At 61.1% G+C, this 22,972-nt stretch carries 22 protein-coding genes; 12 read left to right on the top strand and 10 right to left on the bottom strand.

Translation table 11 applies throughout. The features are described 5' to 3' along the window. The first annotated feature begins 4 nt into the window (after positions 1–4). Positions 5–358, top strand: coding sequence for a DUF1428 domain-containing protein (locus KW838_RS27940; RefSeq protein WP_102701220.1), 354 nt, complete (start codon positions 5–7; stop codon positions 356–358). 14 nt (positions 359–372) lie between these two features. Here the strand turns inward: KW838_RS27940 and KW838_RS27945 are convergent, their stop codons facing one another. Continuing rightward, a complete protein-coding gene (locus KW838_RS27945) occupies positions 373–567 on the bottom strand; it encodes a hypothetical protein (protein ID WP_095967791.1) in 195 nt (64 codons plus the stop codon). Between the two features lie 122 nt (positions 568–689). On the opposite strand from KW838_RS27945, the gene thpR reads away from it, so the two are divergent. Further along, entirely contained in the window at positions 690–1,232 is a 543-nt protein-coding gene (gene thpR / locus KW838_RS27950) for an RNA 2',3'-cyclic phosphodiesterase (RefSeq protein WP_218504219.1), read from the top strand. Between the two features lie 240 nt (positions 1,233–1,472). On the opposite strand, the gene KW838_RS27955 is transcribed toward thpR, so the two are convergent. The 5 genes from KW838_RS27955 to KW838_RS27975 form a co-directional block, all read right to left on the bottom strand. After that, the gene (locus tag KW838_RS27955) at positions 1,473–2,570 is read right to left on the bottom strand and encodes a polyamine ABC transporter substrate-binding protein (protein ID WP_218504220.1); all 1,098 of its coding nucleotides are present in this window, start codon (positions 2,568–2,570) and stop codon (positions 1,473–1,475) included. Between the two features lie 198 nt (positions 2,571–2,768). After that, positions 2,769–3,653 (bottom strand): ABC transporter permease subunit, encoded by an 885-nt coding sequence (locus tag KW838_RS27960; RefSeq protein WP_218504221.1) that lies wholly within the window; start codon positions 3,651–3,653, stop codon positions 2,769–2,771. Next, positions 3,650–4,564: an ABC transporter permease subunit gene (locus tag KW838_RS27965; RefSeq protein ID WP_102701223.1), complete on the bottom strand. Its 915-nt coding sequence runs from the start codon at positions 4,562–4,564 to the stop codon at positions 3,650–3,652. Before KW838_RS27965 ends, KW838_RS27960 begins: the two co-directional genes overlap by 4 nt. Further along, a complete protein-coding gene (gene potA / locus KW838_RS27970) occupies positions 4,561–5,703 on the bottom strand; it encodes a polyamine ABC transporter ATP-binding protein (protein WP_007982155.1) in 1,143 nt (380 codons plus the stop codon). The genes KW838_RS27965 and potA overlap by 4 nt, the downstream gene beginning before the upstream one ends. Before the next feature lie 371 nt (positions 5,704–6,074). Continuing rightward, positions 6,075–6,836, bottom strand: coding sequence for a gamma-glutamyl-gamma-aminobutyrate hydrolase family protein (locus KW838_RS27975; RefSeq protein ID WP_102701224.1), 762 nt, complete (start codon positions 6,834–6,836; stop codon positions 6,075–6,077). A 283-nt stretch (positions 6,837–7,119) separates the two neighbouring features. Between KW838_RS27975 and KW838_RS27980 the strand changes: the two genes are divergently transcribed. From KW838_RS27980 to KW838_RS28005, 6 genes are all read left to right on the top strand, one after another. Then, complete coding sequence (locus KW838_RS27980) at positions 7,120–8,496, top strand: glutamine synthetase family protein (protein WP_102701225.1); 1,377 nt, start codon at positions 7,120–7,122, stop codon at positions 8,494–8,496. A gap of 208 nt (positions 8,497–8,704) precedes the next feature. Next, positions 8,705–10,195, top strand: coding sequence for an aldehyde dehydrogenase (locus KW838_RS27985; RefSeq protein WP_218504222.1), 1,491 nt, complete (start codon positions 8,705–8,707; stop codon positions 10,193–10,195). A gap of 53 nt (positions 10,196–10,248) precedes the next feature. Beyond that, the gene (locus KW838_RS27990) at positions 10,249–11,547 is read left to right on the top strand and encodes an FAD-binding oxidoreductase (RefSeq protein WP_102701227.1); all 1,299 of its coding nucleotides are present in this window, start codon (positions 10,249–10,251) and stop codon (positions 11,545–11,547) included. Between the two features lie 447 nt (positions 11,548–11,994). Further along, the gene (locus KW838_RS27995; protein ID WP_007975263.1) at positions 11,995–12,543 is read left to right on the top strand and encodes a cupin domain-containing protein; all 549 of its coding nucleotides are present in this window, start codon (positions 11,995–11,997) and stop codon (positions 12,541–12,543) included. A 44-nt stretch (positions 12,544–12,587) separates the two neighbouring features. Next, the gene (locus KW838_RS30035) at positions 12,588–13,109 is read left to right on the top strand and encodes a hypothetical protein (protein ID WP_218504223.1); all 522 of its coding nucleotides are present in this window, start codon (positions 12,588–12,590) and stop codon (positions 13,107–13,109) included. A gap of 395 nt (positions 13,110–13,504) precedes the next feature. Continuing rightward, the gene (locus tag KW838_RS28005; RefSeq protein ID WP_218504224.1) at positions 13,505–14,308 is read left to right on the top strand and encodes a hypothetical protein; all 804 of its coding nucleotides are present in this window, start codon (positions 13,505–13,507) and stop codon (positions 14,306–14,308) included. A gap of 33 nt (positions 14,309–14,341) precedes the next feature. Here the strand turns inward: KW838_RS28005 and KW838_RS28010 are convergent, their stop codons facing one another. Continuing rightward, positions 14,342–15,079 carry a hypothetical protein gene (locus KW838_RS28010; protein WP_218504225.1) on the bottom strand — a complete coding sequence of 246 codons (738 nt, stop codon included), beginning with the start codon at positions 15,077–15,079 and terminating at the stop codon, positions 14,342–14,344. 190 nt (positions 15,080–15,269) lie between these two features. Next, positions 15,270–15,506 carry a hypothetical protein gene (locus KW838_RS28015; protein WP_218504226.1) on the bottom strand — a complete coding sequence of 79 codons (237 nt, stop codon included), beginning with the start codon at positions 15,504–15,506 and terminating at the stop codon, positions 15,270–15,272. 278 nt (positions 15,507–15,784) lie between these two features. On the opposite strand from KW838_RS28015, the gene KW838_RS28020 reads away from it, so the two are divergent. The 3 genes from KW838_RS28020 (at position 15,785) to KW838_RS28030 (ending at position 19,064) form a co-directional block, all read left to right on the top strand. Next, positions 15,785–16,240, top strand: a complete 456-nt coding sequence (locus KW838_RS28020) for an anti-virulence regulator CigR family protein (protein WP_218504227.1) — start codon at positions 15,785–15,787, stop codon at positions 16,238–16,240. Positions 16,241–16,338: 98 nt separating this feature from the next. Next, on the top strand, positions 16,339–16,860 hold the full coding sequence (locus tag KW838_RS28025; protein WP_218504228.1) for a hypothetical protein: 522 nt from the start codon (positions 16,339–16,341) through the stop codon (positions 16,858–16,860). Between the two features lie 284 nt (positions 16,861–17,144). Then, positions 17,145–19,064, top strand: coding sequence for a tyrosine-protein phosphatase (locus KW838_RS28030; protein ID WP_218504229.1), 1,920 nt, complete (start codon positions 17,145–17,147; stop codon positions 19,062–19,064). 147 nt (positions 19,065–19,211) lie between these two features. Here the strand turns inward: KW838_RS28030 and KW838_RS28035 are convergent, their stop codons facing one another. Together KW838_RS28035 and KW838_RS28040 are read right to left on the bottom strand one after the other, a co-directional pair. Then, positions 19,212–20,165, bottom strand: a complete 954-nt coding sequence (locus tag KW838_RS28035) for an AraC family transcriptional regulator (protein WP_256358992.1) — start codon at positions 20,163–20,165, stop codon at positions 19,212–19,214. 280 nt (positions 20,166–20,445) lie between these two features. Continuing rightward, entirely contained in the window at positions 20,446–20,898 is a 453-nt protein-coding gene (locus tag KW838_RS28040) for a hypothetical protein (protein WP_007976006.1), read from the bottom strand. A 317-nt stretch (positions 20,899–21,215) separates the two neighbouring features. On the opposite strand from KW838_RS28040, the gene KW838_RS28045 reads away from it, so the two are divergent. Beyond that, positions 21,216–22,937, top strand: a complete 1,722-nt coding sequence (locus KW838_RS28045; RefSeq protein WP_218504231.1) for a SulP family inorganic anion transporter — start codon at positions 21,216–21,218, stop codon at positions 22,935–22,937. The last annotated feature ends 35 nt before the right edge of the window (positions 22,938–22,972 follow it).

The following is a 22,972-nucleotide window of genomic DNA, read 5'->3' on the forward strand; positions in this document are numbered from 1 at the left end:
ACTCATGTCTTATGTCGATGGTTTTATCGCTGCCGTACCCACCGCCAACCGTGGGCAATACCTTAAACACGCGGAAATCGCCGCCTCAGTCTTCAAGGAAAACGGTGCCTTGAGCGTGGTCGAATGCTGGGGCGAGGATGTCCCGGAAGGCAAGGTCACCTCGTTCCCGATGTCGGTGAAGCTCAAGGAGGGCGAAACCGTTGCCTTTGGCTGGATCATCTGGCCGGACAAGGCCACCCGCAATGCCGGGATGGACAGGATGATGCAGGACCCGCGCATGAAGCCGGACGTCAATCCGATGCCCTTCGATGGCCAGCGCATGGTGTACGGCGGGTTTGAAGTACTCCTCACGGCGTGATGCCGGACGCGGGATCACTCCGGCGTCGGGGTGATCCTGCAACTCTTGCGCTGGCGGATCTCGTCGTCCGTCGGCCGCTCGCGGATGAACTCGAAGCGCGGTTCACCTTCGCTGTAATGCACCAGCCAGCCCCATTCCAGCTGGAGTTCATCCTGACCTGGCGCGGGCGGTCTGGCCCACCATGGCTCTTTGCTGATGATCTGTCGCATGGTCCCCCCTCCGGTTTTGGGATGCCAGAACTATAACGCGCCTGCCGGACGGTGCCAGAAATCCGCTGGCCGGCAGGCGGGTGTTGAGTACACTCAGACAGTCTTCCCACAAGGAGTGCGGCATGAACGACGAAACCCGCGAGCCGATCAAGCGGCTGTTCTTTGCGCTGGACTGCGCCCCGGCCCAACGCCGGGAGATCGCCCAGTGGCGCAGCGCGCTGCAACTGCGCAACGGACGACCGGTGCCAGCGGACAACTTTCACCTGACGCTGAAGTTTTTGGGCGCGGTGGGCGTGGCGCAGATCGCCGACCTCTGCACCGCTGCGGCGTCCATCCGCACCCCGGGCGAGCGCTTGACGGTGGAGCTTGACCGGCTGGACGTATGGCGCAGGGCCGGGGCGTTGGTGCTCGCGCCACAGCAGGCGCCCCCGGCATTGCTGCGTCTGGTGTATGCCCTGGAACAGGCGATGTTGCCGTTCGGGCTGGAGGAGGCCCCAAGGGAGTATCGCCCGCACCTGACCTTGGCGCGAGATTATCGGGCGCCGGTGCCGGAGTCCCCGACCGCGCCGCAATTCTTCCTGCGTGCCGACCGGTTCACCTTGTTCGAATCCCACAAGGGCCGTTATCGGGCGCTGGCCGAATGGCCGTTGATAGACCCCCCATAAAAAAAGGCGCCCGAGGGCGCCAAATTCACCTGAACCGAGGGAGCCAGGTGAGGCCGTTCTACTTGCAGGAGAGGCAGCGGTGGTAAGGCGCTGCGTGAACGGAAATGGGTAGAGCTGAAATGTGTGCTGGATGTTCTGGCCTCATCGCGAGCAAGCTCGCTCCCACAGGTACATGCCGTACCTGTGGGAGCGAGCTTGCTCGCGATGGCTATGTCAGGCTCAGCAAATCAATTGAGTGAATTACTGGCCGAGTTTCACCTTGGTCCAGCCTCGGGTCATGATTCGCTGGATGGCGATCGGCTGGTCCGGTACGGCATAGAGCGTGGCCATCACCGCTTCCGACGGGTAGGAACCCGGATCGTTGCGGATCGCTTCATCGACCAGTGGCGTGGCCGCCGCGTTGGCGTTGCTGTAGCCGATGTTGTTGGTGATGTCGGCGATCACGTCTGGGCGCATCAGGAAGTTCATGAACAGGTAGGCGTTCTCGACGTTGGCGGCATCGCGCGGGATCGCGAGCATGTCGTAGAAACTGGCGGCGCCTTCTTTCGGGATGCTGTAGTCGATCTTCACCTTGTCCCCGGCTTCCTGGGCGCGGGCCTTGGCCTGCAGCACGTCGCCGGAGTAACCGACGGCCACGCAGATGTTGCCGTTGGCCAGGTCCGAGATGTATTTCGACGAATGGAAGTACGCCACGTTCGGGCGAATCTTCATGAACAGCGCCTCGGCTTCGGCGATGTGCTGTTTGTCCTGATCGTTCACCGGGTAGCCCAGGTAGTGCAGGGCGGTCGGGATCATTTCGGTCGGCGAGTCGAGGAAGCTGATGCCGCAGGCCTTGAGCTTCTCGGCGTTTTCCGGTTTGAACAGCAGGTCCCAGGAGTTGGTCGGGGCATTGGCGCCGAGCACTTCCTTGACCTTGGCCGGGTTGAAGCCGATGCCGATCGAGCCCCACATGTACGGGATGGCGTGAGCGTTGTCGGGATCGCTCGCGGAGGCGTTTTTCAGCAGCACCGGATTGAGGTTGTTCCAGTTCGGCAGCTTCGACTTGTCCAGCGTCTGGTAGACGCCGGCCTTGATCTGCTTGGCCAGGAAGCTGTTGGACGGCACGACGATGTCGTAGCCGGATTTGCCCGCCAGCAGGCGAGCTTCGAGGGTTTCGTTGCTGTCGAACACATCGTAGGTCACCTGGATGCCGGTCTCGTCTTCGAACTTCTTGACGGTGTCCGGGCCAATGTAATCCGACCAGTTGTAGACGCGCAGAACCTTGTCATTGGCCTGGGCGCCGGTGGCGATCGCGCCCAATAAGGACAGTGTCAGCAGAGTCCTGCCAAACATTTTCATCGGTACAACTCCATTTCTTTTTTATTCAAGATCACACGGTAAATATTTGTGGCTAGAACGCTTGCGCGCTCCTTTGTAGGAGCGAGCTTGCTCCGGGCGGCGATCCGACGAAAAACTCAAGGACGCCGCGTTAATTCAGGTAGCCCGCGTCATCGTTAACGTCCATCGCGAGCAAGCTCGCTCCTACAGGGGGCGGCATCAGGCGGTGGCCGCTGTCATCTGCTTTTTCGGTTGTTGCCAGGATTCGCTGGCGGTCTGGTCCATGGCTTCCTGGATCGCGCGTTTGCGGGTGGCTTCGGCACGGCGGCTGAAGTACCAGACCATGAAGGTCACGATCGACACGGCCAACAGGATCAGGCTGGCCACGGCGTTGATCTCGGGCTTCACGCCCAGACGTACCGCCGAGAACACTTCCATCGGCAGGGTCGTGGAACCCGGGCCGGAGACGAAGCTCGCCAGCACCAGGTCATCCAGCGACAGGGCGAACGACATCATGCCGCCGGCCGCCAGTGACGGCGCGATCATCGGGATGGTGATCAGGAAAAACACCTTGAACGGTTTCGCACCCAGGTCCATGGCCGCTTCCTCGATGGACAGGTCCAGTTCGCGAAGGCGGGCGGAGACTACCACCGCCACATAAGCGGCACAAAACGTGGTGTGGGCGATCCAGATCGTCACGATGCCGCGTTCCATCGGCCAGCCGATCAACTGCGCCATGGCCACGAACAGCAGCAACAGCGACAGACCGGTGATCACTTCAGGCATCACCAGTGGCGCGGTGACCAGGCCACCGAACAGGGTGCGACCCTTGAAGCGCGTAACGCGGGTCAGCACGAACGCCGCCAGGGTACCCAGCGCCACCGCCGCGATGGCGGTGTAGCAGGCGATCTCCAGCGAACGTACCACCGAGCCCATCAGTTGCGAGTTGTCGAGCAAACCGGCGTACCACTTGAACGACCAGCCACCCCACACCGTCACCAGCTTCGAGGCGTTGAACGAATAGATCACCAGGATCAGCATCGGCAGGTAGATAAACGACAGGCCGAAAATCAGCATGAACTTTGAAAATCCGAAGCGTTTCATCCCCGTGCCTCCATCTCTTTGGCCTGACTGCGGTTGAACAGCAGAATCGGCACAATCAGGATCAACAGCATCACCACCGCCAGGGCAGACGCCACCGGCCAGTCGCGGTTGTTGAAGAACTCTTGCCACAACACACGGCCGATCATCAGGGTTTCCGGACCGCCGAGCAGTTCCGGAATCACGAACTCACCGACCACCGGAATGAACACCAGCATGCAGCCGGCGATGATGCCGTTCTTGGCCAGCGGCACGGTGATTTTCCAGAAGCTGTTGAAGGTGCTCGAACCCAGGTCCGATGCGGCTTCCAGCAGGCTCTGGTCGTGCTTGACCAGGTTGGCGTACAGCGGCAGCACCATGAACGGCAGGTACGCATACACCACGCCGATATAAACAGCCGTGTTGGTGTTGAGGATCTCGATCGGGTGCGACGTCAGCCCGGTCCACATCAGGAACCCGTTGAGCAGGCCGTTGTTGCTGAGGATGCCCATCCACGCATACACGCGGATCAGGATCGCGGTCCAGGTCGGCATCATGATCAGCAGCATCAGCACGTTCTGCGCTTCCTTGCTGGCCTTGGTGATGGCGTAGGCCATCGGGAAACCGATCACCAGGCACATCAGGGTGCTGAACAGCGCGACCTTCAACGAACCGAGATAAGCCGAAAGGTACAGCTCGTCCTGGCCCAGCAAGGTGTAGTTGCCGATGTTGAGCAACAGCTGGAATTTCTGCTCGGCGAAGGTGTAGATCTCCGAGTAGGGCGGAATGGCCAGGGCCGCTTCCGAGAAGCTGATCTTCATCACCAGGAAGAACGGCAGCATGAAGAACAGGAACAGCCAGATGAATGGAATCCCGATGACGAACTTGCGCCCGCTGGGGACCAGTCTCAGAAATTGCTGATTGAAGGTTTTCATGCGCGCAGTACCACGCCGCTGTCGTCTTCCCACCACACGTAGACCTGATCGTCCCAGGTCGGACGGGCACCACGGCGTTCGGCGTTGGCCATGAACGACTGGACGATCTTGCCGCCAGGCAGCTCGACGTAGAACACCGAGTGGCCGCCGAGGTAGGCAATGTCATGCACCTTGCCGCTGGACCAGTTGTAGCGGTTGTCCGGCTTGACGGTACTGACCAGCAGTTTTTCCGGGCGGATCGCGTAGGTGATCGACTTGTCCTGCACCGAGGTGCTGACGCCGTGACCGACGTAGATCTTCTGCTCCAGGTCCGGGCTGTGGATGATCGCGTGACCTTCCAGGTCTTCTACCACTGTGCCGTCGAAGGCGTTCACGTTGCCGATGAATTCGCAGACCATGCGGCTGACCGGTGCTTCATAGATGTCGACCGGGCTGCCGATCTGGGCGATCCAGCCCAGGTGCATGATCGCGATGCGCTGGGCCATGGTCATGGCCTCTTCCTGGTCGTGGGTCACCATCACGCAGGTCACGCCCACGCGCTCGATGATTTCCACCAGCTCCAGCTGCATTTGCGAACGCAGCTTTTTATCCAGGGCGCCCATCGGTTCGTCGAGCAGCAGCAGCTTCGGACGCTTGGCCAGGGAACGGGCCAGGGCCACGCGCTGACGCTGGCCGCCGGACAGTTGGTGCGGCTTGCGCTTGGCGTACTGGGTCATGTGCACCAAGCGCAGCATCTCCTGCACCCGGGCTTCGATCTCGGCCGCTGGCAAACGGTCCTGCTTGAGGCCGAAGGCGATGTTCTGCGCCACCGTCATGTGCGGGAACAGCGCGTAGGACTGGAACATCATGTTGATCGGTCGTTCGTACGGCGGCATGTCGGTGATGTCGACACCGTCGAGCAGAATCCGGCCTTCGGTCGGGCGCTCGAAACCGGCAAGCATGCGCAGCAGGGTCGATTTGCCGGAGCCGGAACCACCGAGCAGGGCGAAGATTTCACCCTGGTGGATTTCCAGGGACACATCGTCCACTGCGGTGGTTTCGTCGAATTTCTTGGTGACGCGATCGACTTTCACCAGGACCTTTTTCGGGGCCTGGTGACCTTCAATAGCCTTCCTGTAAATGCTGGAGGCGTTTGCCATGTGAAACTCCCAACAGGTTTCAGTCGCCCGGCCAACACGGCCCGGCTTAATAGTGGATTGCAAACCCGTATCGGGGACTTCGGTCAGAGCGCAGACCCTGTGGGAGCGAGCTTGCTCGCGATGAGGCAGCCACATTCAACATTGATGGTGACTGTTCTACCGCTATCGCGAGCAAGCTCGCTCCCACAGGGATTTGCGTTTGTTGATCGAACTCTCCCATACCGCTCCGGGTTAATTCGGCGCCGCCATCCTGGCTGCCTGGTCGTACTTGTTGTTATTGCAGTGTGTTGTTACCGCGAACGGGACGCGCAAAAGCGCCCGCCCGCCCGCTCGCGTTGGGCAGTCAATCGTTGAATGTGGGTGCCGGGTCGTCAGCTCGAGTGACGCAGCGCCGCCCGTTGCCGGCAGGCTTCGCCGAACGCCTGGAAAATACTCAAGTAAGGCGGGTTGTTCAGAACCTGCCATTCCGGGTGCCATTGCACGCCGAGGGCGAAGGCCTGGCTGTGCTCGACCGAGATCGCCTCGATCAGGCCATCGGGTGCGACGGCTTCGGCACGCAGGCCGGGCGCGAGGCGGTCGATGCCCTGGCTGTGAATCGAATTGACCTGGAACACCGGTGGCAGGTCCAGGGCTTCGAACACGCCACCGGGCTGCACATTCACCGCATGGGCGGGAGCGTATTGCACGGCCAGGTCCGGGTGGTTGGCCTCGCGGTGGTCGAGGAAGCCGGGAAGTTCATGGACTTTCTGATGCAGGCTGCCACCGAACGCCACGTTCATTTCCTGGAAGCCGCGGCAGATGCCGAGCACCGGAACGCCGGCAGCGATGGCTGCGCGGATCAGTGGCAGGGTGGTGCGGTCCCGTTGCGGATCGTGCTCCGTGCCGGGGGCGCTGTCGGGGCCTTGATAGTGGAAGGGTTCCACGTTCGACGGCGAGCCGGTCAGCAACAGACCGTCGAGCTGCGGCAGCAGGTCATCGATTTCGGTCAGTTCGCCTAAGGAAGGAATAACGACAGGCAGCCCCAGCGCTGCAACGCTGACAGCACGCAAGTACTTGTCGCCGCTGATGTGGTAGGGGTGCAGGCCAATCTGTTTGACGCACGCAGTAACGCCGATCAATGGCTTGAATGCCATTTTTATCACCTCGAAGTTTCACACTTGAACGAGCTTTTCTGGAGCTTAGCCTTGTTGATTTTAATTAACAACTCTCATGTAAAAAATTCTAAACGCCGCACGTCCGATCTTCAGGATTTATGCGTGTTTGAGGGCGTATCTGGCACTCTCGTCCTTCTAAGAGGCCCGAAAATAAACGTTGAAAGGCCAGGTGTTCGCTATTGACTTCACTTTGCCTTTCGGATTGACTGGGCTCGTGAAAGGGCGGTGAACATAATAATTAACAGTAAAAAATAGGTGCATCATGTCGGTCCCTCTGCGTGCCGTTCAACTCAACGAAGCAAACGCATTCCTTAAGAAATATCCTGAGGTTTTGTACGTCGACCTTCTGATTGCGGATATGAACGGTGTGGTGCGCGGCAAGCGCATCGAGCGCACCAGTCTTCATAAGGTTTACGAGAAAGGCATCAACCTGCCGGCGTCTCTGTTTGCTCTGGACATCAATGGCTCCACGGTGGAAAGCACCGGCCTGGGTCTGGACATCGGCGACTCCGACCGGATCTGCTACCCAATCCCGGGCACCCTGAGCATTGAACCCTGGCAGAAGCGCCCGACTGCGCAACTGCTGATGACCATGCACGAACTCGAAGGCGAGCCATTCTTCGCCGACCCGCGTGAAGTGCTGGCCAATGTCGTGCGCAAGTTCGACGACATGGGCCTGACCATCTGCGCCGCGTTCGAACTGGAGTTCTACCTGATCGACCAGGACAACGTGAACGGTCGTCCGCAATCGCCACGTTCGCCGGTATCCGGCAAGCGTCCGATGTCGACCCAGGTGTACCTGATCGACGACCTCGACGAATACGTCGACTGCCTGCAAGACATCCTCGAAGGCGCTAAAGAGCAGGGCATCCCGGCTGACGCCATCGTCAAGGAAAGCGCCCCGGCGCAATTCGAAGTCAACCTGCATCACGTGGCTGACCCGATCAAGGCCTGCGACTACGCGGTCCTGCTCAAGCGTCTGGTGAAGAACATCGCCTACGACCACGAGATGGACACCACCTTCATGGCCAAGCCGTACCCGGGCCAGGCGGGCAACGGTCTGCACGTGCACATTTCGATTCTCGACAAAGAAGGCAACAACATCTTTGCCAGCGAGGATCCCGAGCAGAACGCCGCGCTGCGACACGCGATCGGCGGTGTGCTCGAGACCCTGCCGGCGCAGATGGCGTTCCTCTGCCCGAACGTCAACTCGTACCGTCGTTTCGGCGCACAGTTCTATGTGCCGAACTCGCCGAGCTGGGGCATCGACAACCGCACCGTGGCCGTGCGTGTGCCGACCGGCTCGAAGGACGCCGTGCGCATCGAACACCGCGTGGCCGGTGCCGACGCCAACCCGTACCTGCTGATGGCTTCGGTATTGGCCGGCGTGCACCACGGCCTGACCAACCAGATCGAGCCGGGCGCCCCGGTGGAAGGCAACAGCTACGAACAGAACGAGCAGAGCCTGCCGAACAACCTGCGCGATGCCCTGCGCGAGCTGGACGACAGCGAAGTCATGGCGCGCTACATCGACCCGATGTACATCGATGTGTTCGTGGCGTGCAAGGAAAGCGAGCTGGCCGAGTTCGAGAACTCCATCTCCGACCTTGAGTACAACTGGTACTTGCATACCGTTTAACGGCCTCGTGGATGGGGGGTGTACACAGAGTCTGTGACACCACCAGTCCCCTGTGGGAGCGAGCTTGCTCGCGATGAGGCCGTCACATTCAACATTAATAGTGACTGTTGCACCGCTATCGCGAGCAAGCTCGCTCCCACAGGTACTGCGGCAATCTGATCCATGACCGAATGGCATCAGTCCGACGATCACTTATCGAGTCACAACCATGACAAACACTCGCAGCGATTGGGAGCAACGCTTCCAGTCCCTCTCCATTGAAGGTCGCGCCTTCATCGACGGCCAATACTGCGCGGCCGCCAGTGGCACCACGTTCGAATGCATCAGCCCCGTGGACGGCCGTTTCCTGGCGAACGTCGCCAGCACCGACGAAGCCGACGCCAATGCGGCGGTCGCCGTCGCGCGCCGCACTTTCGAATCCGGTGTGTGGGCCAACCTGGCCCCGGCCGAGCGCAAGCGCATCCTGATCCGTTTCGCCGACCTGATCCTGGCGAACCAGGAAGAACTGGCCCTGCTCGAAACCCTCGACATGGGCAAGCCGATCAGCGACTCCATGAGCATCGACATTCCGGCGACCGCCAACGCGATCCGCTGGACCGCCGAAGCCATCGACAAGATCTACGACGAAGTCGCCGCCACGCCCCACGATCAACTGGGCCTGGTGACGCGCGAAGCGTCCGGCGTGGTCGCGGCCATCGTGCCGTGGAACTTCCCGCTGATCATGGCCAGCTGGAAGTTCGCCCCGGCCCTGGCGATGGGCAACTCGTTCATCCTCAAGCCTTCGGAAAAGTCGCCGCTGACCGCGATCCGCATCGCGCAGCTGGCACTCGATGCCGGCATCCCGAAAGGCGTGTTCAACGTCCTGCCGGGTTACGGCCACACCGTGGGCAAGGCGCTGGCATTGCACATGGATGTCGACGTGCTGGCCTTCACCGGCTCCACGGCGATTGCCAAGCAGCTGATGATCTACGCCGGGCAAAGCAACATGAAACGCGTCTGGGCCGAAGCCGGGGGCAAGAGCGCGAACGTGGTGTTCGCCGATGCACCGGATCTGCGCGCGGCAGCACAGGCAGCGGCCAGCGGCATCGCCTTCAACCAGGGCGAAGTCTGCACCGCCGGTTCGCGCCTGCTGGTGGAGCGCTCGATTCGCGAGCAGTTCATGCCATTGCTGGTGGAAGCCTTGCAAGCCTGGAAGCCGGGCCACGCGCTCGATCCTGCGACCACCGTTGGCGCGGTCGTCGACCAGCGTCAACTGGACAACGTGCTGCGCTACATCGGCATCGGCAAGGAGCAGGGCGCCGAACTGATCGCCGGCGGCAGCCGCACCCTCGAAGACACCGGTGGCCAGTACGTGGAACCGACGATTTTCGACGGCGTGACCAACGCCATGACCATTGCCCGGGAAGAAATCTTCGGCCCGGTGCTGTCGGTCATCACCTTCGACACTGCTGAAGAAGCCCTGGCGATTGCCAACGACAGCATCTTCGGCCTGGCCGCCGGCGTCTGGACCCGCAACCTGAGCAAGGCCCACACCTTCGCCCGTGGCTTGCGTGCCGGCAGCGTCTGGGTCAACCAGTACGACGGCGGCGACATGACCGCGCCGTTCGGCGGGTACAAGCAGTCGGGTAACGGTCGGGACAAATCGCTGCACGCGTTCGACAAGTACACCGAGCTCAAAGCGACCTGGATCAAGCTCTAACACCTTTTAAACGGCGGCCGCCGACACGCTGTCGGCGACCCTCGGAGAAACCTATGAAACACAGCTCTTCTAATCAACAGCATGTAAACAGCTACTACGCCGCCACCCGCAACTTCACCGGCGATTTCCCGGTGCTGGAAGGGGCGGTGGACTGTGACGTCTGCGTGATCGGCGCCGGCTACACCGGCCTGTCCTCGGCGCTGTTCCTCGCCGAAGCGGGCTACAGCGTGACCGTGCTCGAAGCGGCCAAAGTCGGCTTTGGCGCCAGCGGTCGCAACGGCGGCCAACTGGTCAACTCCTACAGCCGCGACGTCGATGTCATCGAAGAGCGCTACGGCGACAAGACCGCCGAAGTGCTCGGCAGCATGATTTTCGAAGGCGCCGACATCATTCGTCAGCGCATACAGCACTACGACATCCAGTGCGATTACCGTCCCGGCGGCATCTTCGCGGCGATGAACAAGAAGCAACTCAAGGGCCTGGCCGAGCAGAAGAAGAGCTGGGAACGTTACGGCAACAAGAACCTGACACTGCTTGGCGAAGCCGACATCAAGCGCGAAGTGGGTTCCGATGCGTACGTCGGCGGCCTGCTGGACATGCAGGGCGGTCACATTCACCCGCTGAACCTGGCCCTCGGCGAAGCCTCGGCGATCATCGGCCTGGGCGGCAAGATCTACGAGCAATCGGCGGCGGTGGAAATCACCTACGGCGAGCCGATCACCGTGCGCACTGCCAAGGGCGTGGTGAAGGCCAAGTACCTGCTGATCGCCGGTAACGCCTACCTGCCGCAGGGTCTGGACAACCGCGTGACCAGCAAGAGCATGCCGTGCGGTTCGCAGATCGTCGTCACCGAACCGTTGTCGGAAAAGCAGGCCCGCAGCCTGATCAAGAACAACTACTGCGTCGAAGACTGCAACTACCTGCTCGACTACTACCGCCTGACCGCGGACAACCGCCTGCTTTACGGCGGTGGCGTGGTCTACGGTGCGCGTGAACCGGACGACATCGAGCAACTGATTCGCCCGAAAATCCTCAAGACCTTCCCGCAGTTGAAGGACGTGAAGATCGACTACCGCTGGACCGGCAACTTCCTGCTGACCATGTCGCGCATGCCGCAATTCGGTCGTATCGAGAAAAACGCCTACTACATGCAGGGCTACAGCGGCCACGGCGTCACCTGCTCGCACCTGGCCGGCAAACTGATCTCGGAAATGATCCGTGGCGACGCCGAGCGTTTCGACGCGTTTGCCTCGTTGCCGCACATGCCGATGATCGGCGGGCGCACCTTCTCGGCACCGCTGACCGCCCTGGGCGCCGTGTACTACTCGCTGCGCGACCGTTTCGGCATCTAAGCCTTACCTCGCCGGCGGCATCTCCCCAAAGGGTGCCGCCGGTTTTTTACAACGGCCAAAAAGGTCATGAACACTGCAGTTCCCTGTGGGAGCGGGCTTGCCCGCGATGAGGCCCTGTCAGTCACCTTTTATGTTGCCTGACACACCGCCATCGCGGGCAAGCCCGCTCCCACAGGTTCTTCAGTTGAGTGAAAGTGACAATTCGCAGGTCGTTTTTCCAGCCGTTTATCGAACCTGCTGAGCATTACCAACAAACGTGATTTAATAGCCGCCTTTCACGTTTCCGGGACCGGAAAACGGCGTGATACGCGCCAGTACTCCACCCCTCCATTATCCCTGTAGGAGCGAGCCTGCTCGCGATGGCGCTGGTTCAGTCAACATCAACGTTTAGGCTAAAATCGCAATCGCGAGCAAGCTCGCTCCTACGGGTTGGCACATAAGGCTGTCATGGACACGGGCTCACGACTCAAATTAGTACGCGAAAGCTACAAACTGTCCCAGCGCGAGCTGGCCCGGCGTAGCGGCGTCACCAATGCAACCATCTCCCTGATCGAACAGAATCGGGTCAGTCCTTCCGTCAGCTCCCTGAAGAAACTGCTGGAGGGCATTCCCATGTCCCTGGCCGACTTCTTTACCTTCGATCAGCCACCCCGCGAACACCAGTACGTCTTCCGCGCCAACGAACAGCCCGACCTCGGCCGCCACGGCCTGCGCCTGCTGCTGATCGGCGCGTCCGTACCGAGCCGGCAGATGCGCCTGCTGCGCGAGCAATACGCACCGGGCGCAAGCTCGGGCGAAGAGCCGATCGTGCATTCCGAAGGCGAGGAGTGTGGGCTGGTAACACGGGGTACGGTTGAGTTGACCGTGGATGGCCAGGTGAGCGTGTTGAACGCCGGGGATGGTTATTACTTCCCGACGACCTTGCCGCATCGGTTTCGCAACATCGGGGCGGATGAGGCGGAGATTATCAGCGCGAATACGCCGGCGAACTTCTGATTATGATGAGGCCTGATTCGGCTGCTGGCTGAAACAGCATAGACGTGGTTGATAAACAATCCGATGCCCAATCAGGCATCGGATTTTTTATGTGCCCAAAGATCACGCAATTGGGCTTGATTGACCGTTTTGACGCCGCTCTTTCATGGCGTCACGGACCTGCACTGGTTGCGCAGGTCGTCGTTATGGATATTTTCGCACCCATTGCCACTTTGCTTGGCCCGGCAATAGTTACGCTGGTCATCGTCCTTGATATTTTCGCAACCACTGCCGCCGCCTGTCTCCGCCCGGCAAGCATTTCTCATGTCGTCGTTATGGATATTTTCGCACCCGTTACCACTTTGCTTGGCCCGGCAATAGTTACGTCGGTCATCGTCCTTGATATTTTCGCAACCACTGCCGCCTGTCTCTGCCCGGCAAGCATTTCTCATGTCGTCGTTTTTGATATTTTCGCAGCCGTTGCCACTTTGCTGGGCCCTGCAATAGTTGCGCTGGTCATCGTCTTTGATGTTTTCGCACCCGGCATACGCGTAGCCGCTCAGCATCAACAACATCGCAATGATTAGTCTCATTACACACTTCCTTGAGGGGCCAGGGAACAGCCTGGCGCTGATCGATCCAGAATGATTTGCTACTGCGCGCCATCATATCGACATCAGCTTGTAGGAAAGTTCCAGGACGGAAAAATTCGGCTCAAGAGGGCGCAAGGGATGAGGGCCGCTTCGCAGCCCGGCGGGAGCACGCTCCCTCGCCACAAAGGGGCAAGTCCTACAAGTTTTTCAGACGTCAAGATTGAACGTTCGTCGGATGGCGGGTTGCTATCATCGCAATTGCCTGCCGATATCAACACGGCTGCTAAGCTTGGTCGTTGCAGTGTCCGAGCCCCGTTCCTGCTCACGCTGCAAGGGTAATCACGGAGTGCGACATCCATTCCTGTCGGCAACCTGCACGGAGGCAGGCGATGGTGATCATGAGCATGGCCGATTCGACGGCGGCGGGGTTTCCCGAGCCGCTCGATCGGGAAGAAATCGAGCGGGTGCTGGCGCTATTGCTGGTCAGCCCGTTGTTTGCCAAGTCCAGGCGCATGGGCAGTCTGTTGCGCTTTCTGGTCGAGCACGACCTTCAGGCGTGCAAAACGCCGCTGACCGAACATGCCATCGGCATCGCGGTGTTTCGTCGTGACCCGGCAGTGTATTGCACCGGCGACGATCCGGTGGTGCGGGTGCAGGTGGGGCGCTTGCGGCGCAAGCTCGCTGCGCATTACGCCGGCAACGGCCAGCAGGACCCGGTGCGCTTCAACATTCCACCCGGGTGTTATCGCTTGACCTATCAGCGGCTGCGGCCCAAGGGCGTCGGCACTCGCCATCCTGTGGTCCAGATCCAGCCGTTTACCTGCCTCACCCGCGATGGCAATGACTTTGCCCGGGGCTTGTGCGAGGAGTTGAGTTGCCGCCTGTTCGAGTCGTTCGAGCAGGCGCAGACCGGGACCAATCATGTGTTGATGCGGGTGGCACGCAACAGCGAGCCGGTAGCGGACTTCAAGCGTGGCGGGCGTTACAGCTATTGCCTGGAGGGCAGCGTTCGGGTCGAGCCTTCGCGGGTGCGAGCGTCATTGCGCCTGGTGGATGTGGCGCAGGGGCGGATTCGCTGGTCTGCACAGTTCGATCGTGATCGACCCTATGGCATCGCCACCCAGGAGGACCTCGCGCAGTCGATCTGTCGCTCGCTGACGGGCTACTTCGCCACGGCGGGTAAAGAGAAATGAAAGGGCAACCGCAAGGTTGCCCCGGTATGACGGTTACACGGTTTTCCACTGACCGCCTTCGTAAAGGCGAGCTGCGGTGTTATCGAACGTCAGGTCGATTTCGATCGCCTTGGAGCGTGAGGTACTGAACATGGTGCTGGTCTGTACGTTCTGTTCGAACCACACGAGGATGGTCTCCACCGGCGTCAGCGCGGTACTGCCGGTGACGACCTGGTTTACGGCCACGTAGATTGGCGTACTGACCTGATTGCCATCAATGCCGGTGGACAACTGGTTGACCCCCGGATGAATCGGCGCGTAGTCGTTCACGAAAGTCAGGGAAATGTTCGGGCCACCGGTTACCGCCGGGCTCAGCAGGCCGTGTTCATCAAGTGTCGAGGTTTGCCCCAGGCCAATGTTGATGATGTTGGTCGAGACTTTGACTTGCACGTTTTCCCTGAACACGTTGGAGGCGAACAGCTGATATTGCGGCGTCCAGCTGAACTCGTTGTTGCTCAGGTAAGCGTTATAGGACTGCCAGACCACGTTGTAGTCGGCGTCACCCACCTTCTTGGCAAAGCACAGCTTGTAGCCGGACTTCTTCAGCTGCGCCAGGTCGCCGGCGGCGATTTCGATGGTGACGGTTTTTTGCGAAGCCGCCAGGGCCGACCTCAGTACCCGGCCGTAATCCGACGCCTTCAGTTGCGTTGCACCCATGATCGACTTGACGGCTTCTTGCACATCATTGTGAAGCTGCTGGCTCTGTTGGCTGACAGCGATTGACTTGCTCATGGTTTCCCTCTTCCTTGGTGGTGTGTTGGGCAAACAATGGGCTGCTGGCGCTTGGCGCTGCAGTGCATTGACGGCTTCACTCTAGGGTCGAGGGGCAGGGCGGCTAAGTGTCTTGGTGTTACAAGCGGGTATCGGGGTTGTATCAGGGGTCGGGTCAGCGGGGCAGCCGATTGGCCGCCCCGCCTTGACCTCAGGCGGCCCGGGCATCGGCCCAGACGAAGTTCCAACTGGTGCGTTTGCCCTTGGCGATCTCGATCAGCTTGTTCTCGTACACCGTGTGGTTGACCACGCCGGTGTAGGTCAGGGTGCGGGCGGCATTGTTCCCGGTGACCTCGCCCGGCTGGCCGCCCGACTCGACCATGGCTTTTTTCATGTCGGCATCCGACGGGGCGCTGCTCTGGTTTTTTTCCACTTTGACGAAACTCATGATTCACCTCTTCCGTGATGGGGGGATCGGTGCTTGCGCGGGCCGACAAGTCGACGAGCCTGTTCCACACCGACGGCCATACTTTATTGGCCCGTTCGGCGGCGCAGAAGTGACAACTGCGGCGCTGAGGTAACAATCGGGAAACAGCGCCATGCATTGAAGTATCTGCGACGTATCAAGCGGGGTGAGCGGATAGTTGCGTTCGATGACTCGATGGAACCAACATCGAAAATGGCGTCTAAATTTTAGGGAACATTCCCACTATGAAGGAACGACTCATGATCAAATCTCGATCGTTGATTGCAGCAATCACCTGCCTGGCCCTGGTCGGCGGCTCAGTGTCTGCACTGGCTGATCCAGGAAACGGCCAGGGCAACAACAAGGCCAGCCATGGCAACCAGGGCAACCAGGGCAGTCATGGCAACAAGAACAAGAATTCCGGCGGCGGGGATTGGAGTCATGGTCCCAGCATCAATCGCAGCAGCGTGCTCGAGATCATTGGCGCCAGCACGGGCTACTGGAGCCCCGGGCCTGCCTTGCCACCGGGTATTCAAAAGAACCTTGCCCGAGGCAAGCCGCTTCCACCGGGCATTGCCAAAAAACTGGATGGCCGGCTGGTCGGCAGGTTGCCCCACTATGACGGTTACGAATGGCAGCAAGTCGGCACGGATCTGATCCTGGTCGCGTTGGCCACCGGGCTCGTTTATGAAATTCTCAACGGTGTGTTCGATTGATGTGTGAAGGAACTTCCAGCCGCCTGTCGTCGGGCTGGAACTGTTTGAGGGATATCGCGTCATACGTCACGCGATATCAACCACCTACGGAAGCAATCATGCTTTTCAAAAACAAGAGTCTCGTTGCTGTAATGTCATGCGCCATGATGCTTGCAGCCGCCCCTTTGCTGCCTGATGGCCTGTCGATCATGGGTTCCGCCTACGCGAAGGACGGCGGTGGCGGTGGCGGTGGAAACGGTGGTGGCGGCGGCGGTGGAAACGGCGGTGGTAATGGCGGCGGAAACGGTGGAGGCCACGGCGGCGGAAACGGCGCAGGCCACGGCGGCGGCATGGGTGGCGGACACGCCGGCACAGGCCACTCCGGCAGTAACGGCCGCGGCAACGGGCTGGACAGCGACCACGCTGGCAAATCCGTGCGCGACCATGGCCTGAGCGGCAACCACTACGGCAGTGAGCGCAACGATGACAACGGTCACGGCACCACGACCTCAGGCATCGCCCACTCCAAGGATACTCGCGGCATCTCCAAGGCCAGGGCTATTTCGGCCTCGACGCCGGGTGAGCACAACACCAAAGGCCTGAGTAAAGCCGGGCTGTCGACCTCGAAAAAAACCCATTGAGTTCACAGCAGTAGCGAGCCGTTTCAGAAAAGCCAAAAACCCGCTGAAAGGCGGGTTTTTTGCGTCTGGCATTTGATCGCCGGACATTGCGCCGCACGTTTCCCACCTGGCCTGTCATGGGTTTTCGGCACTGAAGCTGGCCGCACACCGGGCCACGCACGGACAGAAAACGAGCCACCCGGACACATCGCGCAGTGATTTGCGTTTGCAGGCGATTTGTCATGTTCAGCGTCAATGCAATGTAGATATTGGTCAGCCCAACGTGATTCCAATGAGGCTGCCCTGTGTTCCAACGACTTGTGTGTTCGCTGTCTGTTTTGAGCCTGTCCATCGCTGCCGCCCAGGCGGCCGAGACTGTTCCCCTCAACACCCCACGCCTGAAGAGCATCGACAATTTCCGTGATGTCGCCGGTCTCACCACGGCATACACCACCGCCAACGACGGCACGATGCGGGGCGGGGTGTTTTACCGCTCCAATGCGCTGACCCCGTCGGCGGCGGACCTGGCGACCCTCAACGGCCTGGGCATCAAGGCGGTCTACGACCTGCGCACGCCCACCGAGATCGCCGCCACGCCCGACACGATGCTCACGGGCGCGACCTACAGCAACATCGACATCATCGGCGGCTCCACGTCTGGCGCCAACGTCACCAACGTCGCGTTCCATAGCGCCGCTGAAGCCACCGCGATGATGCAGGACACCAACCGTGATTTCGTCAGGAACGCGGGCATGCGCAGCGAGTTCAACCAGCTGTTCAATGAACTGGCCTCGGTCGACGGTGCCGCGCTGTTCCATTGCACCGCCGGCAAGGACCGCACGGGCTGGACCGCCGCCGTGCTGCAAAGCATCGCCGGGGTCGACGATGCCACCATCATGAGCAACTACCTGGCCACCAACGACTACACCGCCGCGCGTATCAGGGCGACCCTGGCGGCGATGCCGCCCGGCATGGCGACCATCTATGGGCCGCTGATCGGTGTGGAGGCCAGCTACCTGCAAGCCGGCCTGGACCAGGTGACCGCGCAGTACGGCACCATGGACAACTACCTCAAGCAAGGCCTCGGCCTGTCCCAGGAAACCATTTACGTACTGCGCGGCAAGATGGTGTTCTACAACAGCCTGCCTGGCGCGGCGGACCTGGCCGGCAACGCCGCGGCCGGTGCGCAGTTGTTGCAACAACTGCAGAACAGCAACCTGTCGGGCACCTACAGCGCCTACAACTACTACCTGCAATCGGCCATCGATGCGCGCAGCCTCGGCGGCGTCGAGTCCACCGTTGGCGGCCAGGTGCATGCCGACGCTGCCAGTTATCTGCTGCGCCAGGGCGCGATGATCGACCAGGCCGCTGCGCCCTACACCAGTGGTACCGACCTCAAGACCGGGCAATATCGCCTGTGGAGCACCGCGCTGGCGGGGTATCTGGGCACCGACGGCTCCTCGCAGGCCTCCAGCAGCAACGAGCATAGCCAGGGCATAATGATCGGCCTGACCCAGCGCTTTTCCGAACAGCTCAGCGCCCATGCCGGCTTCGGCTACAGCCGCGGCAATGTCGGTGGCGCCGGTGGCGAGGCCGATACCGACCTGACCTTCTTCAGCGTGGGTGCCCGCTTTGCACCGAACGGTCTGGAGCGCGGCCTGTTTGTGGATGCTGATGCCAGTGCCGGTTATCTCGATTACGAGAGCAAGCGCGAACTCGGCGGCGGCCTGGGCACCGCCAAGGGCGACAGCCATGGCAACCTCACCGGCGCGACCCTGGCCGTGGGCTACCGTGTTCCGGTGAACGGCGTGACCCTCGAGCCAAGCCTCGGTGTGCGGATCAGTCACGTCAATCTGTCGGGCTTCCAGGAAAAAGGCAGTGAGCTGGCGCTGGACGTCGAAGGTATCCACGAGACCCGCAAGAGCGCGGTGGCCAACCTCAACGCCTCCTTTGCACCGGTCAACCTGGGCGCCTGGCAACTGGTGCCGGGGGTGCAAGTGGGCTACGAGCATGTGCTGGGCGACGCTGAAGTCGACAGCGAAGGGCACCTGCTGGGCCTGGACATCGAGCAACAGGCCGCCTTCGACAACCGTGACCAGTTCACCGGTGGCGTCAACGTCATGGCCAACCTTGGGCCATGGAGCGTGGGTGCGGAAATCGGCGCCAGCGGTGGCGGCGACAGCCACGGCTTCAATGGCGGGCTGAAGGCCAGCTATCTGTTCTGACGGGAAGCCATTCACTGGAGATCAATGTGGGAGCGAGCCTGCTCGCGAATACGTCGTCACATTCAACATCAGGGTGACTGACGCACCGCCATCGCGAGCAGGCTCGCTCCCACATGGGTTCATTGCCATACCTGAATCCCCGAGGGTTCAGAGCATTGCTGAATCCATCGGCCGCGCTCGCACACCCTTTCTCACGTCTGCTGGACTGATGCCGTAGGCGCTCTGGAAATACTGGCAAAACCGCCCGACGTTGCTGAAGCCGTATTGCAAGGCCACGTCTGTCACCGACGGCGCCGCCCCCTGGGACAGCGCGGCAAAGGCGCGCTCCAGGCGTACCTGGCGCTGATAGGCAACGATCGAAGTGCCCATGAAACGCTGAAAACCCTCCTGCAAGGCGCGCAGGCTGACATGGGTCAGTTGCGCCAGCTCCGTGCCGCTGGCCAGGTGGTCGGGGTGCGCCTGGATGTACTCGACCGCCAGCTTCACATGCCGTGGCGCTATCAGTGGAGAAGGGCGCCGGAGGGCCTCGGTGAAGTTGTGCGGCCAGGTTTCCAGCACCGCATCGACCAGCATTTCGCGAAGGCGCGAAGGCATCAGCGAACCGCTGTTGATCAGCAGGTCGAACTCGCTGCCCGTGGCCAGGTCGATCAATGCCCTGATGCCCTGCAAGGCCGATGCCTTCAGATCCACCACCGGTTCGAACTGCACCTTTTGCAGGATGGGTTTGCCCAGCAGCGTCGACAGGCGCTCGGTGATCAGCCGACGGCTGATCGATATCCCGTGCTGTGCGTGGTTATCGACAAAGCGCGCCGAGCGTACCTCGGCCTTGTCGATCGCCAGGCCGATCTGCGCGAAACCAACCGACTGGGTGACGTGGTTGAAGATGATCTTGCCGGCGGTAGGAATGACGAAAGTGATTTCATCCAGGGGCGCGGGAAAATCCACGGTGAAGTCGCCGCGATAGTGCATGCGCCGAAAACTGACACCTTCGTGCCGGCCGTAGACCCCGCCGATGATGACGTTTTTCGGCGGTGGCGGGGAGTCGGCATACAGGTTGCCGAACAGGTTCGAGAACAACGCGCCGAAGTCGTCGCAGCTCATGTCGTTGGACCTGATGATGATTTGCTTGCGCGTTGTGCTTGCGTACACCTGAAGTGTCACCTTGAGCGGATGGGCAAAGCCCTGGTACAGGGGAACGGGCGATCGGAGATCGAGCGGATGCGGTTCGGGAAAGCGTCAGGACGTTATCAGTGAGTAATGACAGGTTTGTTACCGATTGTTGCTGCTAGCTCCGTTTTAGATCACCCGACGCCACCGCCCGCACCGGACAACCGGTGGCACGAGCGGTACCGGGGCGTGGGCTGGCCGGCACTGGCCGGGGCTATTTCACCGGCTCTGTCGCCTTGATGTCCCCGCAAAAGATATCGACGTTGCCATCGGTCGGAGCCGTTCGCACGACCACCGAATATTTGCCGTCAACCAGGGTTTGCAACGGCACGGGCGCGGTTCGGGTAAAGGACCAGCCGCGTATGGGTTGGCGTTCGGTGTTGACGGTGTCGTTCATCGCGTAGGCGACTGACCCGGGTTGCTCGCAGGTGCCGTTATTGATGAACGAGTAAAGGCGCAGGGGCAGTGTACCCCCGGTCGGAACACCGCTGATGAAGAAACTGAGCCCGGTTTTCTTGTCCCAGTCGGTCAAGGTGACGGTGCCGATCTGACCGGCGTTTTGCCGGGTGGCGACCAGGTTGACGTTCACGCCGTGGTGCGAGGAAGTGGCGCAGCCGAAAAGGCTTGCCGCCACCATAAGTGCTGCCAGAGAGGTCTTGAGCTTCATTGCCAAACTCCTGAGTTGAAGAACTGCAATGGGGGAATTAGCGGGTATAGCTCAATAATCGCTTTCATGGCGTCGTCCATATAAGGCTTTCCATTTTTGCGCGCAGATGCTGGGGCGTCTGTCTCCTTCCCCAGCCATGTGGCGGCGTAGCCGTGCAAACCGGCTACATTTGTAGTCGAGCCTGCGCGGATTGCCTGCTGCCACGCGCGCTTCGATGCCGATGAAGGTTTGCAGTGGTTACGCGTGCAGTTAACGGATTGTGCGGTCAGTTGAGCCCACTCATCATCCGCACGGACGATTTGCGACTGGAGTGACTGATGAATCAACAAGGCAGCGATCCGCAAGTGGGCAACCCCGGCATTCCCCAGCGGGGTACCTTGCGCAGCCTGTTGATCCCGGAGTGGCTCGGCAGCTATCGGCCGGACTGGCTGCGGGGCGATGTGGTCGCCGGGCTGACGGCAGCGGCCGTGGTCATTCCCAAGGCGCTGGCGTACGCCACGATTGCCGGCCTGCCGGTGCAGGTCGGGCTGTACACGGTGCTGGTGCCGATGGTGATCTATGCCGTGCTCGGCACGTCGCGTCCGCTCAGTGTCAGCACCACGACTACCCTGGCCATTCTCGCCGGTTCCGCACTGGGCCAGATCAGCCCCGATGGCGATGCGGCGACCCTGCTGGCCGGCTCCGCCACGCTGGCTTTGATGGTGGGTGCGATCCTGATCGTCGCGGGGTTGCTGCGCCTGGGTTTCGTCGCCAATTTCATTTCCGAACCGGTGCTGGTGGGGTTCAAGGCCGGCATTGGCGTGGTCATCGTGCTCGACCAGCTACCCAAGCTGCTGGGCACCCATATCGACAAAGGTGGCTTCCTGCACAACCTGGTGGCTACGGTTCAGAGCATCCCTCATGCCTCGCTGCCGACCGCGGCAGTCGGGGTGTTCATGATACTGCTGCTGGTCGGCATGAAGCGCTTTACCCCGCGACTGCCCGCTCCCTTGATTGCGGTGGCGCTGGGCATCCTCGGCATGAGCCTGCTTGGCCTGGAGAGTTTTGGTGTGTCCGCCGTCGGCGTGGTGCCGATCGGGTTGCCGGCGCCGACCTTGCCGCTATGGTCGCTGGCCGAAACCCTGTGGCCTTCGGCGATGGGTATCGCGCTGATGAGTTTCACCGAAACCATCGCCGCGGGACGTGCGTTCGCCCGCAGTGACGAGCCTGCGCCACAACCGAATCGGGAGCTGCTGGCCACTGGCGTTGCCAACATAGGCGGTGCGTTTCTCGGGGCCATGGTCGCGGGTGGCGGGACCACTCAAACGGCGGTCAACCGCCTGGCCGGCGCCCGCTCGCAACTGGCCGCACTGATTACCGCTGCACTGGCATTGGGCACTTGCCTGCTGCTGGCACCGCTCATTGGCCTGATGCCCAATGCCACGCTCGCCGCCGTGGTGATCGTGTATTCGGTGGGCTTGATCGAGCCGGCGGAGTTTCGCGAGATCCTGTCGGTTCGCCGTACCGAATTCGCCTGGGCCGTGGTGGCCATGATCGGCGTGATGCTGCTGGGCACGCTGCAAGGGATCGTCGTGGCGATCATCGTCTCGTTGCTGGCCCTGGCCTATCAGCTCTCGGACCCGCCCGTGCATGTCCTTGCACGCAAGCCCGGCACCAACGTCTATCGCCCGCAGGCCACCGGCAACGCAGATGACGAACAGTTTGACGGGCTGCTGTTGCTCAGGCCCGAGGGGCGGGTGTTCTTCGCCAATGCCGAGCGCATCGCCGAGAAAATCCGGCCGCTGATCGATGCGGCGACCCCCAGGGTCGTGGTCCTGGACCTGCGTAGTGTGTTCGACCTGGAATACACGGCCCTGAAAATGCTCACCAGCGCCGAGCAGCGCATGAGCGAGAAGGGCATTTCACTGTGGCTGGTGGGTATGAGCCCGAGCGTATGGGACATGGTCATCAAGGCACCCCTGGGCCATACGTTGGGCGAGGCCCGCATGTTCCTGAACCTGGAACAGGCGGTTGAACATTACCAGCGCAGTCGACGCTGAATGAGCGCGGCCGGGTGTATCCCGGACGCTGTGTG

It is taken from the genome of Pseudomonas sp. PDM27 (assembly GCF_019219205.1).
Taxonomy (GTDB): domain Bacteria; phylum Pseudomonadota; class Gammaproteobacteria; order Pseudomonadales; family Pseudomonadaceae; genus Aquipseudomonas; species Aquipseudomonas laurylsulfatiphila.

What these genes read in the sequence shown, in the direction of transcription:
- KW838_RS27990 (WP_102701227.1), top strand. Translation starts at nt 10,249, where the DNA reads ATGAAACACAGCTCTTCTAATCAACAGCATGTAAACAGCTACTACGCC.
- KW838_RS27955 (WP_218504220.1), bottom strand. Translation starts at nt 2,570, where the DNA reads ATGAAAATGTTTGGCAGGACTCTGCTGACACTGTCCTTATTGGGCGCG.
- KW838_RS28035 (WP_256358992.1), bottom strand. Translation starts at nt 20,165, where the DNA reads ATGAGCTGCGACGACTTCGGCGCGTTGTTCTCGAACCTGTTCGGCAAC.
- KW838_RS27945 (WP_095967791.1), bottom strand. Translation starts at nt 567, where the DNA reads ATGCGACAGATCATCAGCAAAGAGCCATGGTGGGCCAGACCGCCCGCG.
- KW838_RS28045 (WP_218504231.1), top strand. Translation starts at nt 21,216, where the DNA reads ATGAATCAACAAGGCAGCGATCCGCAAGTGGGCAACCCCGGCATTCCC.
- KW838_RS27940 (WP_102701220.1), top strand. Translation starts at nt 5, where the DNA reads ATGTCTTATGTCGATGGTTTTATCGCTGCCGTACCCACCGCCAACCGT.
- KW838_RS27965 (WP_102701223.1), bottom strand. Translation starts at nt 4,564, where the DNA reads ATGAAAACCTTCAATCAGCAATTTCTGAGACTGGTCCCCAGCGGGCGC.
- KW838_RS27960 (WP_218504221.1), bottom strand. Translation starts at nt 3,653, where the DNA reads ATGAAACGCTTCGGATTTTCAAAGTTCATGCTGATTTTCGGCCTGTCG.
- KW838_RS27980 (WP_102701225.1), top strand. Translation starts at nt 7,120, where the DNA reads ATGTCGGTCCCTCTGCGTGCCGTTCAACTCAACGAAGCAAACGCATTC.
- KW838_RS27985 (WP_218504222.1), top strand. Translation starts at nt 8,705, where the DNA reads ATGACAAACACTCGCAGCGATTGGGAGCAACGCTTCCAGTCCCTCTCC.
- KW838_RS27975 (WP_102701224.1), bottom strand. Translation starts at nt 6,836, where the DNA reads ATGGCATTCAAGCCATTGATCGGCGTTACTGCGTGCGTCAAACAGATT.
- KW838_RS28015 (WP_218504226.1), bottom strand. Translation starts at nt 15,506, where the DNA reads ATGAGTTTCGTCAAAGTGGAAAAAAACCAGAGCAGCGCCCCGTCGGAT.
- KW838_RS28040 (WP_007976006.1), bottom strand. Translation starts at nt 20,898, where the DNA reads ATGAAGCTCAAGACCTCTCTGGCAGCACTTATGGTGGCGGCAAGCCTT.
- KW838_RS28020 (WP_218504227.1), top strand. Translation starts at nt 15,785, where the DNA reads ATGATCAAATCTCGATCGTTGATTGCAGCAATCACCTGCCTGGCCCTG.
- KW838_RS28025 (WP_218504228.1), top strand. Translation starts at nt 16,339, where the DNA reads ATGCTTTTCAAAAACAAGAGTCTCGTTGCTGTAATGTCATGCGCCATG.
- KW838_RS28010 (WP_218504225.1), bottom strand. Translation starts at nt 15,079, where the DNA reads ATGAGCAAGTCAATCGCTGTCAGCCAACAGAGCCAGCAGCTTCACAAT.
- potA (WP_007982155.1), bottom strand. Translation starts at nt 5,703, where the DNA reads ATGGCAAACGCCTCCAGCATTTACAGGAAGGCTATTGAAGGTCACCAG.
- KW838_RS28005 (WP_218504224.1), top strand. Translation starts at nt 13,505, where the DNA reads ATGGTGATCATGAGCATGGCCGATTCGACGGCGGCGGGGTTTCCCGAG.
- KW838_RS27995 (WP_007975263.1), top strand. Translation starts at nt 11,995, where the DNA reads ATGGACACGGGCTCACGACTCAAATTAGTACGCGAAAGCTACAAACTG.
- thpR (WP_218504219.1), top strand. Translation starts at nt 690, where the DNA reads ATGAACGACGAAACCCGCGAGCCGATCAAGCGGCTGTTCTTTGCGCTG.